Source organism: Erwinia sp. E602 (genome assembly GCF_018141005.1).
GTDB lineage: Bacteria > Pseudomonadota > Gammaproteobacteria > Enterobacterales > Enterobacteriaceae > Erwinia.
This window is the reverse complement of the sequence record NZ_CP046581.1, coordinates 23964-37477: the sequence shown is the minus strand read 5'-3', so window position 1 is coordinate 37477 and position 13514 is coordinate 23964. Positions and strand designations below refer to the sequence as shown.

Annotated in this window: 9 protein-coding genes; 4 read left to right on the top strand and 5 right to left on the bottom strand. The window is 60.8% G+C overall.

The window, feature by feature from the left end:
• The first annotated feature begins 59 nt into the window (after positions 1-59).
• Positions 60-1625 (top strand): maltose ABC transporter permease MalF, encoded by a 1566-nt coding sequence (gene malF / locus GKQ23_RS00135; protein WP_212408273.1) that lies wholly within the window; start codon positions 60-62, stop codon positions 1623-1625.
• 12 nt (positions 1626-1637) lie between these two features.
• Positions 1638-2528 carry a maltose ABC transporter permease MalG gene (malG, locus tag GKQ23_RS00130; protein WP_101505021.1) on the top strand — a complete coding sequence of 297 codons (891 nt, stop codon included), beginning with the start codon at positions 1638-1640 and terminating at the stop codon, positions 2526-2528.
• Between the two features lie 168 nt (positions 2529-2696).
• Here the strand turns inward: malG and malQ are convergent, their stop codons facing one another.
• On the bottom strand, positions 2697-4784 hold the full coding sequence (malQ, locus tag GKQ23_RS00125) for a 4-alpha-glucanotransferase (RefSeq protein WP_212408272.1): 2088 nt from the start codon (positions 4782-4784) through the stop codon (positions 2697-2699).
• 9 nt (positions 4785-4793) lie between these two features.
• Positions 4794-7196, bottom strand: a complete 2403-nt coding sequence (gene malP, locus GKQ23_RS00120) for a maltodextrin phosphorylase (RefSeq protein ID WP_212408271.1) — start codon at positions 7194-7196, stop codon at positions 4794-4796.
• A gap of 321 nt (positions 7197-7517) precedes the next feature.
• Between malP and malT the strand changes: the two genes are divergently transcribed.
• Positions 7518-10244, top strand: a complete 2727-nt coding sequence (gene malT / locus GKQ23_RS00115) for an HTH-type transcriptional regulator MalT (RefSeq protein ID WP_212408270.1) — start codon at positions 7518-7520, stop codon at positions 10242-10244.
• Here the strand turns inward: malT and GKQ23_RS00110 are convergent.
• Positions 10241-10504: a DUF2798 domain-containing protein gene (locus GKQ23_RS00110; RefSeq protein WP_056237230.1), complete on the bottom strand. Its 264-nt coding sequence runs from the start codon at positions 10502-10504 to the stop codon at positions 10241-10243. The genes malT and GKQ23_RS00110 overlap by 4 nt on opposite strands.
• A 141-nt stretch (positions 10505-10645) precedes the next feature.
• Here GKQ23_RS00110 and GKQ23_RS00105 point away from each other — a divergent pair, with 141 nt between their 5' ends.
• Entirely contained in the window at positions 10646-11548 is a 903-nt protein-coding gene (locus GKQ23_RS00105) for a LysR family transcriptional regulator (RefSeq protein ID WP_212408269.1), read from the top strand.
• 68 nt (positions 11549-11616) lie between these two features.
• Here the strand turns inward: GKQ23_RS00105 and fliB are convergent, their stop codons facing one another.
• Together fliB and GKQ23_RS00095 are read right to left on the bottom strand one after the other, a co-directional pair.
• Positions 11617-12825 carry a flagellin lysine-N-methylase gene (gene fliB, locus GKQ23_RS00100; RefSeq protein WP_212408268.1) on the bottom strand — a complete coding sequence of 403 codons (1209 nt, stop codon included), beginning with the start codon at positions 12823-12825 and terminating at the stop codon, positions 11617-11619.
• Positions 12826-12990: 165 nt separating this feature from the next.
• A complete protein-coding gene (locus tag GKQ23_RS00095; protein WP_056237239.1) occupies positions 12991-13452 on the bottom strand; it encodes a helix-turn-helix domain-containing protein in 462 nt (153 codons plus the stop codon).
• Positions 13453-13514 lie beyond the last annotated feature (62 nt).

The window sequence follows — 13514 nt, the reverse complement described above, 5'->3', positions numbered from 1 at the left end:
TCATGAAACAGAGGGTGCGGAGCCTGCGGGCTCCCCACCCTGCCTACAAGGAAGCCCCTATGCCAGTAGCCCAAACCGGTCTGACCGCTGAAAAAAAACGGCCGTTGAGTCATGCGCTGAAATGGCCGGCCATCGGCCTGCTCGCCTGCTTAACCGGTTATCTAATCGTGCTGATGTATGCGCAGGGTGAATACCTGTTTGCCGTCCTGGCCCTGATCCTCTCCGGCAGCGGCCTCTGTATTTACGCCAACCGCCGCGCCTGTGCGTGGCGCTATGTCTATCCCGGCCTGGCCGGAATGGCGCTGTTTGTGCTGTTCCCGCTGGTCTGCACCATCGCCATCGCCTTTACCAACTACAGCAGCACCAATCAGCTGACGTTTGAGCGGGCGCAGTCGGTGCTGATGGGCCGTGAATTTCAGGGCGGCAAAGCGCTGAACTTTGCCCTCTATCCCGCCGGCGATCGCTGGCAGCTGGCGCTGAGCTCATCGGACGGCGCTGAGGTGCTGGTCTCACCGCCCTTTGCCTTTGATGCCGCCGCCGTGCAGGCGCTGACGCTGACGCCGCAGGCGCTTCCCGCCGGCGAGAAGGCCGGGCTGCGGGTGGTGACCCGGAACCGTCAGGCGCTCGGCAGGCTGATGGCCCGGCTGCCGGATGGCGCCACGCTGCGGATGAGTTCGCTGCGCCAGTTCTCCGGCACGCAGCCGTTGTACCACCTGAATAAAGAGAACCAGCAGCTGACCGACGCGCGGTCCGGCGTGGTCTACCGGCCGAATATGCACAGCGGCTTTTATCAGGCGGTAGACGCCGGCGGGGAGTGGCAGGCGGAGAAACTCAGCCCCGGCTTTACCGTCGGCATCGGCTGGGGCAACTTCCTGCGCGTGCTGCACGATGAGGGCATTCAGAAGCCGTTCCTGTCGATCTTTGTCTGGACGGTGGTGTTCGCGTTGCTGACCGTGGTGCTGACCGTCGCCGTCGGCATGGTGCTGGCCTGCGTGGTGCAGTGGGAAGCGCTGAGAGGCAAAGCGGCGTACCGCATCCTGCTGATCCTGCCCTACGCCGTACCGGCGTTTATCTCCATCCTGATTTTCAAGGGGCTGTTTAACCAGAGCTTCGGCGAGATCAACCTGATGCTTAACGCGCTGTTTGGCATCAAACCGGCGTGGTTCAGCGATCCCTGGACCGCCAGATGCATGATTATCATCGTCAATACCTGGCTGGGGTATCCCTACATGATGATCCTGTGTATGGGCCTGCTGAAGGCGATCCCGGATGACCTCTACGAAGCCTCGGCGATGGACGGCGCTACCCCGATGCAGAACTTCTTCCGCATCACGCTGCCGCTGCTGATTAAACCGCTGACGCCGCTGATGATCGCCAGCTTTGCGTTTAACTTTAACAACTTCGTGCTGATCCAGCTGCTGACCAACGGCGGGCCGGACATGATCGGCACCACCACGCCGGCCGGGCATACCGACCTGCTGGTCAGCTACACCTACCGTATCGCCTTTGAGGGCGGCGGCGGGCAGGACTTCGGTCTGGCCGCGGCGATCGCCACGCTGATCTTCCTGCTGGTCGGCGCGCTGGCTGTCATCAATCTGAAAGCCTCACGTATGAAATTCGATTAAGGAGCAACACCCATGCCGATGGTCAAACCAAGGTCGCAAAAAGCCAGGCTGCTGGTAACGCATCTGTTACTGCTGTGCTTTCTGGCGCTGATCCTGTTCCCGCTGCTGATGGTGTTCACCATCTCACTGCGGCCGGGCAACTTTGCCACCGGGAGCCTGATCCCGGATCAGGTCTCGTGGGATCACTGGAAGCTGGCGCTGGGCATCAGCGTGACCAGCGCCGACGGCAGCCTGACCCCGCCGCCGTTCCCGGTGCTGCTGTGGCTGTGGAACTCGATCAAAATCGCCGGCATCACGGCGGTGGGCATCGTGGCGCTCTCCACCACCTGCGCCTATGCCTTTGCCCGTATGAAATTCCGTGGCAAAAGTTCACTGCTGAAGGGCATGCTGATCTTCCAGATGTTTCCGGCGGTGCTGTCGCTGGTGGCGCTCTACGCCCTGTTTGACCGGCTTGGCATTTACGTGCCGTTCCTCGGGCTGAACACCCACGGCGGGGTGATTTTCGCCTATATGGGCGGCATTGCGCTGCACGTGTGGACCATCAAGGGCTATTTCGAAACCATCGACGGTTCGCTGGAGGAGGCCGCGGCGCTGGACGGCGCCTCGCCGTGGCAGGCGTTCCGCCTGGTGCTGCTGCCGCTGTCGGTGCCGATCCTGGCGGTGGTGTTTATCCTGTCATTTATCGCCGCGATCACCGAGGTGCCGGTGGCCTCCCTGCTGCTGCGCGACGTCAACAGCTACACGCTGGCGGTGGGGATGCAGCAGTACCTTAACCCGCAGAACTACCTGTGGGGGGACTTCGCCGCCGCCGCGATCCTCTCCGCCATACCGATCACCGCGGTGTTCCTGATTGCCCAGCGCTGGCTGGTCGGTGGCCTGACGGCCGGCGGGGTAAAAGGCTAGTTTACCGCACGCTTTTTTGCGCGTTATCCCGGCAACGGGTGTAGTACTTTTCCTGTGTCCTCTGGGCGGCTGAATAAGCCGCCCTTTTTTTTGCTGATACTCCCTGAATTCACTCAACAAAAAAGGGTTTCCACCGGCGGGAGAAACCCTGTTCTTACTGCGTTAGCCTCAGCTGAGCGACCCGCTGCGCCGCCGCTTATCGAGGTCCTTAATCAGCTTATTGATCCGATCGTCGGCGAACATCTGCTCCAGCGTGTGGCTGAGCTTACGTCGCCAGTTGGGATACTCATCGCTGGTGCCCGGAACGTTCACCGGCGCGGCCATATCCAGCCAGTCTTCCGGCTGCAGGCCCAGCAGCGCGCAGGCGCTGTCGGCAACATAGCGCTGCAGTCCGCGGTTAATCACCGGGGTCATCGCCATCAGTTCAGCGTGGCTGCCGGTTCGTTTCGGGATACAGCCGTAGTGATGCAGCCCGTCAAGCAGCCCCTGACGCGCGCGCGCACGGTCCAGGTACAGCCCCTGCAGCACGCTGTCATCGCGGTACAGCCCGAGCGTTTTCCCCAGCGCCAGGTCGTCCGCCTGCCAGTAGCCGCGCAGCGTCGGCAGATCGTGGGTGGTGACGGTCGCCATCGCCTGCACCGGATAGGACTGCGGCGCGCGGAAGTGATGCTCCTCGTCGCGCTCGAAGTAGAGCACCTTGTAGGAGTAGACGCCGCCTTCCCGCAGCCTGCTGACGATCTCCACCGGCACCGTCCCGAGGTCTTCGCCAATCACCATGCAGCGATGGCGCTGGCTCTCCAGCGCGAGGATCGCCAGCAGGTCGTCCACCGGATAGTGTACGTACGCGCCCTTATCCGCCGTCTCGCCCGCCGGGATCCACCACAGGCGCAGCAGCGCCATCACGTGATCGATGCGCAGCGCACCGCAGCGGGTCATACTGGCGCGCAGCAGGTCGATAAACGGCTGATAGCCGCGCTGTACCAGCACCTGCGGATCCAGCGGCGGCAGATCCCAGTTCTGCCCCTGCGGACCGAGGATATCGGGCGGTGCGCCCACCGAGGCTTTCAGGCAGTAGAGTTCGCCGTCGCTCCAGGTCTCCGCGCCGTCGCGGACCACGCCCACCGCCAGATCGCGGTACAGCCCCAGCGACATCGCCAGCTGCTGGCTGGTGTGATAACAGTTCGCCAGCTGCGTCTCCGCCAGCCACTGTAACCAGAGATAAAACTCCACCTCCTGCCTGTGCTGCTCGCAGAAGGCCCTCACCGCCGGGCCGCGCGCGTCCTGCCATTCTTCGGGCCAGCCGGCCCAGCCGCCGGTCGCGCCGCTGCGCTGCGCCAGGTGCGCGTGCAGCGCGTCAAAGGTGGCCTGCAACCGGAGGCTCTCGCCCCCCTGGCGGGTAAAGTTCGCCAGCGCCTTGACCTGCGCATCCTGCGGCTTACGCATGAGGAAATGCGCCCAGGCCAGCCGCAGCCCCTCCAGTTTCAGCGGCATTACGCTGGCGTAATCCACCTCATCGCTGGCCCGTACGGCCTGCAGACGCTGCCGGGTCTCGGGCAGCTGCCACCAGCGCTGTGCCGCCTCACTCTGGCGGAAATCCTCCAGCGCGCCGACGTCGATATAAATCACGTTCAGCCAGCGGCGTGACGACGGGCTGTAGGGGCTGGCCGCCGCCGGGTTGGCCGGGTAGAGCGCATGGATCGGGTTCAGCCCGACAAAATCCCCGCCGCGTGCGGCAATCTGCCGCAGCAGCAGGGTCAGATCGCCAAAATCACCGATGCCCCAGTTGCTCTCCGAGCGCAGCGTATAGAGCTGCACGCAGGCGCCCCACAGCTTTTTGCCGGCCAGCAGCGCGTCCGGTTCATAGCAGCGTTTCGGGGCGATAATCACCCGGCACGTCCATGATTCCGCCGCCTGAGTCAGCGTCAGCTGGTGGTAACCGGGCGGGATTTTCCCCGCCAGCACCAGCGTCATCCTGCCGCTGATGCGGCCACGCTGCGTGGCGCCGCTCTCCGGCTGCAGCGTCCACAGGTACTCCCCGTCTCCCTCGACCGGCAGCGCCAGGCGTTGCCCGGCGACAAAGACTTTGACCGCCGGCACCGGCGTGGCCAGCGGGCGACGATCCGCCCGCCAGCCCATCGCCGTCAGCAGCTCGCGTTGGGTTTCCGGCGCGGTGGCCTGCTGCTGGCCGTGGGCGTTAATAAACCCGGGGGCAATCCCCGCGGCCCTCGCCGCCTGCTCCAGCGTAATATTCTCCATGCGGACTCCTTAGCGTTTCGCCTGCCAGATGCGCTGCTGATAATCGCGGATCGACCGATCCGAACTGAACATGCCGACGCGGGCGGTGTTAAGAATGGTTTTGCGCGTCCACGCATCGCGATCGCGGTACAGCGCATCGACCTGCTGCTGCGCGGCGCAGTAGCTGGCAAAGTCAGCCAGCACCAGATAGGGGTCGCCGCCGCCGAGCAGGCTGTCGAGCATCAGGCTGAACGCCTGTTTATCGCCGTTGCTGAAGAAGCCGTTTTCCAGCTCCTGCAGGATGCGGTCCAGATGCTTATCTTTTTCACGGACCTGTAACGGGTCGTACCCGCCCGCCTGCAGCGCTTTCACCTCATCGACGGTGTTGCCGAAAATAAAGATGTTCTCTTCACCCACCTGTCCGGCGATCTCCACGTTGGCCCCGTCAAGGGTGCCGACGGTCAGCGCGCCGTTCAGCGCCAGCTTCATATTGCCGGTGCCGGAGGCCTCTTTACCGGCGGTGGAGATCTGCTCGGAGACGTCTGCCGCCGGGATCATCAGCTCGGCCACCGACACGCGGTAGTCCGGGATAAACACCACTTTCAGGCGGTCGCGCACCAGCGGGTCGTTATTCACCTTCTCCGCCACCTGGTTGATGGCGAAGATGATGTTTTTCGCCAGGTAATAGCCCGGCGCCGCCTTAGCCGCAAACAGGAACACGCGCGGCACCATGTCCATCTCCGGGTTATCGCGCAGCTGACGGTAGAGCGACAGAATGTGCAGCAGGTTGAGGTGCTGACGCTTGTACTCGTGCAGGCGTTTGATCTGCACGTCGAAGATCGCCTCCGGGTTCAGCGTCAGTCCGGTGACCTGCTTAACGTAAGCGGCCAGCGCGACTTTGTTGTCACGCTTGATCTGCTGATAGCGCTGGCAGAACGCCGCGTCGTCCAGCGATTGCTCCAGCCCCTGCAGCGCGTCGAGGTCGGTCACCCATTCGGTTTTCAGCTGCCGATCGATCAGCGCGGAGAGCGCCGGGTTGCACTGCTTTAACCAGCGGCGCGGGGTGACGCCGTTGGTGACGTTGTGGAATTTCGTCGGCCACAGCTGGTGATACTCCGGGAACAGGTCGTTGACCACCAGCTCGGAGTGCAGCGCCGCCACGCCGTTAACGGCATAGCCGCTGACCACGCACAGGTTGGCCATGCGCAACTGGCGATGCTGATGCACCGACAGTTTCTCCCACACCGCTTTGTCGCCCGGCCAGCGCTGTTCCACCACTTTTTTAAAGCGGGCGTTGATGGCTTTAATCAGCGAGAAGTGGCGCGGCAGCAGGCTGCGCAACAGCTTCTCATCCCAGCACTCCAGCGCTTCCGGCATCAGCGTATGGTTGGTGTAGGCAAAGGTTCTCTGCACGATATCCCAGGCCGCGTCCCACGCCAGCCGGTGCTCGTCAAGCAGGATGCGCAGCAGCTCCGGGATGGCAATGGTCGGGTGGGTATCGTTCAGCTGGATCACCTCATACTCGGGCAGATCCTCAATGCTGCGCCCGAGCAGGTGATGGCGGCGCAGAATATCGGCGACCGAACAGGCGCACTGGAAATACTGCTGCATCAGGCGCAGGCGTTTACCGGCGTCGTGGTGGTCGTTCGGATAAAGCACTTTCGTCAGCTTCGCGGCGTCGATGCCCTGCTGTTCCGCCCTGAGGAACGCGCCGTCGTTAAACAGCGTCAGGTCGAACGGCTGCACGTCGCTGGCCTGCCACAGGCGCAGCGGCTGGGTGACGCCGTTCTGATAGCCGACCACCGGCAGATCCCAGGCCTCGCCGCGCAGCGTATAAGCCGGCTGCCAGCGCTCGGTGCCCTGCGCATCTTTCACCAGCCTGCCGCCGAAGGCGACATCCACCGACAGCGCGCTGTTGTGGCTGAACCACGGATAGCTTTCGCGTTGCCAGTTGTCCGGGGCTTCCTGCTGCTGCCCCTGCTGAAACGACTGGCGGAACAGGCCGTACTGATAATTTAAGCCGTAGCCGGTGGCGGGCTGGCCGACGGTGGCCATCGAATCGAGGAAACAGGCCGCCAGACGCCCCAGCCCGCCGTTGCCCAGCGCCGGATCGGTCTCCTGCTCCAGCACGTCGGCCAGCACCACGCCCTGCTCCTGCAGCGCCTGGCTGACCTCATCATACCAGCCGAGGTTAATCAGGTTGTTGGCGGTCAGCCGGCCGATCAGAAACTCCATCGAAATATAGTTCACATGGCGCTGCGGCTGCTGCGTTGCCGCGGGTTCAGGCTGCGCGTTCAGCTGCTCTGACAGCGCCGCGCTGGTCGCCTGCCACCACTGGTGCGGCGTCATCTGCTCTGCCCGGCGTAAACCAAAGCCCTGCCACCGGCGTTTTAGCGCGGCGGTAAACTGCGTTTTATCAAAAGTCACCTGCATCACATGCCTCTTTATTCGCGGATCTGTAGGAAAATGGAGTGTTATTACGCGCTATGCTGCCGCCTTCAGCGCGGGGCGGCATCCTCCCGCCGGCAATCAGGCAGGGAGGAGAAACGGGGCGTAGCCGGAGGAGGCGGCCGGTGAGGAGGATGGGGGGTAAAATCAGCCTTAAAAAATGTGATGCAGAGCAAGTTAACGACATGTAACTCCTCAACATTGTTGCATTCAGGGTTTCAAAGGAGGACTTTAGAAAAAGTGATTAATTACGCGCTGCGAAATAAAGATTACGCCTCCTGATCACCTTCAACAGAATCGAAAAAAATGCTGATCCCATCAAAACTGAGCCGCCCGGTGCGGCAGCAAAATACCGTGGTTCGTGACCGACTGTTGGCCAGGCTCTCGGCGGCACCGAACTATCGCCTGACCCTGGTCGCCGGCCCGGCGGGCTATGGAAAGACCACCCTGGTGGCCCACTGGGCCGCGGGTAAGAGCGATCTTGGCTGGTATTCTCTTGATGAAAGCGACAACCTGCCCGAGCGTTTCGCCAGTTATCTGATCGCCGCCATTCAGCAGGCCTGCGGCGGCCACTGCGGCAAAAGTGAGGCGCTCAGCCAGAAACATCAGTATGCCAGCCTGCCGGCGCTGTTCGCCCAGCTGTTTGTCGAGCTGTCGGACTGGCACCGCCCGCTGCTGCTGGTGATTGATGATTATCATCTGATTACCAGTGAGGCGATCCACGCCGGGATGCGCTTCTTCCTGCGGCATCAGCCGGAGAACCTGTCGCTGGTAGTGCTGTCCCGCACCCTGCCGCCGCTGGGCATCGCCAACCTGCGCGTGCGCGAGCAGCTGCTGGAGCTGAACGCCGCGCAGCTGGCGTTCACCCACCCGGAAACGCAGCAGTTTTTCGACAACCGCCTGAACGACCCGATCGATCCGGCCGACAGCAGCCGCCTGTGCGATGAGGTTGCCGGCTGGGCTACCGCCCTGCAGCTGATTGCCCTGTCTGCCCGCCAGTCCAGTACGCCGTCACGCCAGTCCACCCGGCAGTCGGCGCGTAAGCTGGCGGGGCTGAACGCCAGCCACCTGTCCGACTATCTGGTGGAGGAGGTGCTGGACCGCGTTGATGCGCCGACGCGGGATTTTCTGCTGCGCTGCTCGCTGCTGCGCTCGATGAATGATGCCCTGATCGTGCGCCTGACCGGCGACAGCAACGGCCAGCAGCGGCTGGAGGAGCTGGAGCGCCAGGGCCTGTTTATTCACCGTATGGATGACACCGGCGAGTGGTTTAACTTCCATCCGCTGTTTGCCACCTTCCTGCGCCAGCGCTGCCAGTGGGAGCTGACGGCGGAGCTGCCCGCCATCCACCGCGCCGCCGCAGAAGGCTGGCTGGCGCAGGGATTCCCGGCGGAGGCGATCCACCACGCCCTCGCCGCGGATGATATCGCGATGCTGCGCGATATTATGCTGCAGCACGCCTGGTCGCTGTTCAATCATAGCGAGCTGGCGCTGCTGGAAGAGTGCCTGGCCGCGCTGCCGTACGACTGCCTGATCCGCAACCCGAAGCTGGTGCTGCTGCAGGCGTGGCTGGCCCAGAGCCAGCACCGCTACGCCGAGGTCAACACGCTGCTGGCCCAGGCGGAATGCGAGATGCAAAAACAGGACCGGGTAATGGATCAGGACCTGAACGCCGAGTTCAACGCGCTGCGCGCCCAGGTCGCCATCAACGACGGGCGCCAGGACGAAGCGGAGCAGCTGGCCGCCGAGGCGCTGCGTTTTCTCTCCTTTGAGAGTTTTTACAGCCGCATTGTCGCCACCTCGGTGACCGGCGAAATCCAGCACTGCAAAGGGGACCTCGCCCGCGCGCTGCCGCTGATGCAGCAGACCGAGCAGATCGCCCGCCGCCACGAGGCCTACCACTACGCGCTGTGGGCGCTGATCCAGCAGAGCGAGATCCTGATCGCCCAGGGCTTTTTGCAGGCCGCCTTTGAGATGCAGGAGCGCGCCTTCGAACTGGTGCGCGAGCAGCACCTGGAGCAGCTGCCGATGCACGAATTTTTACTGCGCCTGCGCTCGCAGCTGCTGTGGTCATGGTCGCGGCTGGACGACGCCGAAGACGCCGCGCGCCAGGGGCTGGAGGTGCTGACCAACTTTCAGCCGCAGCAGCAGCTGCAGTGCCTGGCGATGCTGGCGAAATGTTCGCTGGCGCGCGGCCAGCTGGACAATGCCCACCATCATTTACAGCGCTGTGAGGCGCTGCTGAAAACCGGCCAGTATCATATCGACTGGCTGACCAACACCGACAAGCCGCGGGTGATCTACTGGCAGATGACCGGCGATAAGGCGGCCGCCGGGCAGTGGCTGCAGCAGGCGCGTAAGCCCGATATGGCCGATAACCACTTCCAGCAGGGGCAGTGGCGCAATATCGCCCGCGTGCAGATTTTGCTGGAGAAGTTTGCCGAAGCCGAAGCGGTGCTGGATGAGCTTAACCACAACGCCCGCCAGCTGCGCCTGACCAGTGACCTGAACCGTAACCTGCTGCTGAGCAACCTGCTTTACTGGCACACCGGCCGTAAAGCGCAGGCGCAGCAGGCGCTGATCGAAGCGCTGGGGCTGGCGAACCGCACCGGGTTTATCAGCCACTTTGTGATTGAGGGGGAGATGATGGCCCTGCAGCTGCGTCAGCTGCTCCAGCTTAACCTGCTGCCCGACCTTGAGCAGCGGCGGGCGCAGCAGATCCTGCGCGAAATTAACCAGCATCATCGCCATAAGTTCGCGCACTTCGACGAAGGGTTCGTCAATAAGCTGTTAACCCACCCGCAGGTGCCGGAGCTGATCCGCACCAGCCCGCTCACCCAGCGCGAATGGCAGGTGCTGGGGCTGATCTACTCCGGCTACAGCAACGACCAGATCGCCGGGGAACTGGACGTGGCCTCGACCACCATCAAGACGCATATCCGCAACCTGTATCAGAAGCTGGGGGTGGCCCATCGCCAGGACGCGGTGCAGCAGGCGCAGCATCTGCTGCAGGTGATGGGCTACGGGGCTTAATGGCCGTGCACGGTCAGCCCCACCAGCCGGATCACCACCGGGCGCACCACCAGGATGCAAACGAAGGCCGCAGGCATGGCAATCTGATAGGCATTCATCACATTTGTCATGTAATCCGTGCCCAGACCGAACTCAGCCCAGGTGATCACCAGGCTCATCAGAAACGCCATGATCGTTGCCATATACAGCGCAAAGATATAGGGTGAGGCGTGCTTTGGCAGGCGGATGCGGGCGGGATTTTTAGCGACGGCGTCGGTCATGGTGTCATCCTGTTAACGATTGATAATAAACGGCGGTGAATAAAACAGCCGCTAAATTATCAGGCCGTTCAGGGCGGCGGTAGCCGGGCGAAGCTTTAATCATTATTAAGCAAAACTATCGAATATGACGTTGAGGCGGCGATGGATCTGTTAGGGCTGATTGGCACCTTTATTCGCGTGGTGGAGAACGGCAGCATCGCCGCGGCGGCGCGTGCGAAGGGGATGAGCCCGGCGGCGGTCAGCCAGAGCCTCTCCCGCCTTGAGGCACATCTGGGCGTGCGCCTGCTGTCACGCACCACCCGCAGCATGATCTTAACCGAAAGTGGTCAGCGTTATTTCGAGAAAGTCCGCCACATTCCCCATGATATCGATCTCGCCTCTGAGGCTGCTGCGCGGGAAAGCAAACCGCAGGGCCCGCTGTGCATCGCCACCACCGCCGCGTTCGGCCGTCACGTTCTCGCGCCGCTGATGCCGGCCTTTAAAGCGGCTTACCCAGGTATTGTTACCGAACTGATTAGCACCGATCGCAACGTCGACCACCGGCTGGAGGGCGTCGACGTCAGCATTCGTATTGAGGCACAGCTCAGCGACCAGCTGATTGCGCGAAAAATTGTCTCATTACCCTTTATCTTCTGCGCGGCCCCGGCGTATCTGGCGCGCGCGGGCATCCCACAACATCCCGATGAGCTGAGCCGCCACGCCTGCCTGGTATTCCGCTATCCGACCGACGGCCGTTTTCTGCCCTGGACCTTTATGGTCAACGGCCAGCCGGTCAGCGCCAGGCTCAACCCGGCATTTATCAGCGATGATATTGATATCATCGCCAGAATAGCCGTGAACGGCGGCGGCGTTGCGCGACTGGCGAGCTTTGTTGCCCGGCCGCTGATTGAGCAGGGTCTGCTGGTCCCGTTGCTGCAATCGGACCCAACCGACGGGATTGATATGGCGTCGTTACCGATGGATATTTATGCCTGCGTTAACGAGCGGTCGGCGCTGAATTCAAAGGTCAGAGCCTTTATTCAGTTTCTGGAGGAGTCGATCTGACGGGCCGTATCACGGTACAGACCCGCTTCGTCGGCGCTGCTGAACCAGAAAACCTGGCCGACTTTTGCTTATCCGTCAGTCAGCAGATAGATCAGTGAAAATTTATCGGTGAAGTCGATCTGTTCGATCTCTGCCAGCAGTTTATCATCAGCGTATTTGTCATGCTTAGTGATGCTGTGATAGCTGTAAACGATAGTAATCACCTCCTCTTCGCTGAATTCGGGGTTAAGTTCAACGGAAGCGGCAATCAGCCATTTTAACAGGAGCCATTCCGACACCAGCAGCAGAAGATGGGTTAAGGGTTCCCTGCCCTTTTTCGACGGGAAGCGATCCTCATAGAGTCGATACTGAATATAATTACTGAGCAGATGGGGGCGAGCCTGTAGCCACGGCAGCGCCTTCTCCCGCCAGATAGTATTCAGCTGCCGTGCTGGCGTCATCACCTCGGTGGATTGCGTAACACCCTGGGTTAAATCAGTCAGGTTCTGATAATAGCGCTGTAAACGTTGTCCGCCGCGCCCTTCATTTTTGGTGCTCAGATAGCTTTGCAAACGTAACAGCAGCGCGGACTGCAGCTGATGATCGGGGTGCAGCTCGGCCATTTCTTTTTTTACCGTGCCGTTTTGCAGCGCCGTCTGGATATCCTCGAAAAAACGCAGCATTTTTTCCTGCAGGTCAGCGTCCCCGGCTAGCTTATCGCGATAAAGCAGCAGCATGGTGATGCCGTAAAACCCCTCTTCGATGTCTGACCCGCAACCGACCATAATATGCGTACACATCAGACCGATCAGCCGGTCCTCCTGGCTGATATCCGGTGCATCCAGCGGCTCGGGGCTTTGCCTGACCCTTTCGCCGAAGAGCATCGCCCCCGGTGTGGTTAACAGCAGCCTGGCGGCTTCCGGACAGGACAGGGTCAGGTTACTGCGGATCTCATATTTAAAGCTGCCATACAGCCGCGGATAGATCGCGCAGGTGCCGCTCAGCGCTTTTTCGCCCAGAGACTTATGGACTTTACACAGGCGGTCTTCATCGAGGAAAGAGCAGTTTCCGTTGCTTTGTAATTTAATCTTCCCCCAGCTGCCCTCATTTATTTCCGTCGTGATGACATTTTCCTGCGCTATGTGACGTATTTCAATCTCATCACTCTGCAGGTAGCGGTTCACCGTCGGCTTATCAAGCTCGATATCCCAGCCTTTACAGCAATGATCGGGACAGGCGCTGCCCACACAGTGAAACTGGGTGAAAAATGCCGGCTCAACAATGACGATATCATGCATAAATTAAGGACTCTTCAGGGAAAGAAAAATGGCTCATGCTAAGATAACAAGCCATTGAGTCATCAATTGTCTTAAAAGGCAGCCAAATCAGCGCCTGTTTTGCTGATGACGCTGAAGAAGATGTCCCCCGGCTGCTCATCTTCAGATGACGGCATTAACGCCCTTTTACTGCTGTCGCGGCGTAAACGTCAAGTTTACGGCCGAGCTCAGTTTTACAGAGGAGGCGAGCTCGTGATGATTGTAAAGTTCTTCGGTTAATATCCTGAATGCTTCTGCGCGATTTGCATATTTCCTGCGGAACTGAGTCGGCGTGATGGCAAAATAGGACTTGAAGGTGCGGGTGAAATTTTGCTGACATGAGAAGCCATTCTCAACGGCGATTTCAAGCATCCCTTTATTCGTAAAAGCAATCAGATGTGCAGCTCTTGCAATACGTCTGAGCCGGATATAAGCAGCAAGATTAATACCGGTTCCCTGACGAAACAACCGCTGAAAGTGCCAGTGGCCGTAACCGCTGCGTTCTGTTACCGTTCTGACTCTTATCGACTCATCAGAAAGATTTTTATCAATCCAGGGAAGAATACCCTCAATCACAGCATCAGTGATTTTATTTCGTGCTGATTTCATCTTCTCTTCCGGCTAAATGCGTTTTCATTTCAATCTCAACAGGACTACGCTGGTCAGCAGGC

What these genes read in the sequence shown, in the direction of transcription:
- malF (WP_212408273.1), top strand. Translation starts at nt 60, where the DNA reads ATGCCAGTAGCCCAAACCGGTCTGACCGCTGAAAAAAAACGGCCGTTG.
- malG (WP_101505021.1), top strand. Translation starts at nt 1,638, where the DNA reads ATGCCGATGGTCAAACCAAGGTCGCAAAAAGCCAGGCTGCTGGTAACG.
- malQ (WP_212408272.1), bottom strand. Translation starts at nt 4,784, where the DNA reads ATGGAGAATATTACGCTGGAGCAGGCGGCGAGGGCCGCGGGGATTGCC.
- malP (WP_212408271.1), bottom strand. Translation starts at nt 7,196, where the DNA reads ATGCAGGTGACTTTTGATAAAACGCAGTTTACCGCCGCGCTAAAACGC.
- malT (WP_212408270.1), top strand. Translation starts at nt 7,518, where the DNA reads ATGCTGATCCCATCAAAACTGAGCCGCCCGGTGCGGCAGCAAAATACC.
- GKQ23_RS00110 (WP_056237230.1), bottom strand. Translation starts at nt 10,504, where the DNA reads ATGACCGACGCCGTCGCTAAAAATCCCGCCCGCATCCGCCTGCCAAAG.
- GKQ23_RS00105 (WP_212408269.1), top strand. Translation starts at nt 10,646, where the DNA reads ATGGATCTGTTAGGGCTGATTGGCACCTTTATTCGCGTGGTGGAGAAC.
- fliB (WP_212408268.1), bottom strand. Translation starts at nt 12,825, where the DNA reads ATGCATGATATCGTCATTGTTGAGCCGGCATTTTTCACCCAGTTTCAC.
- GKQ23_RS00095 (WP_056237239.1), bottom strand. Translation starts at nt 13,452, where the DNA reads ATGAAATCAGCACGAAATAAAATCACTGATGCTGTGATTGAGGGTATT.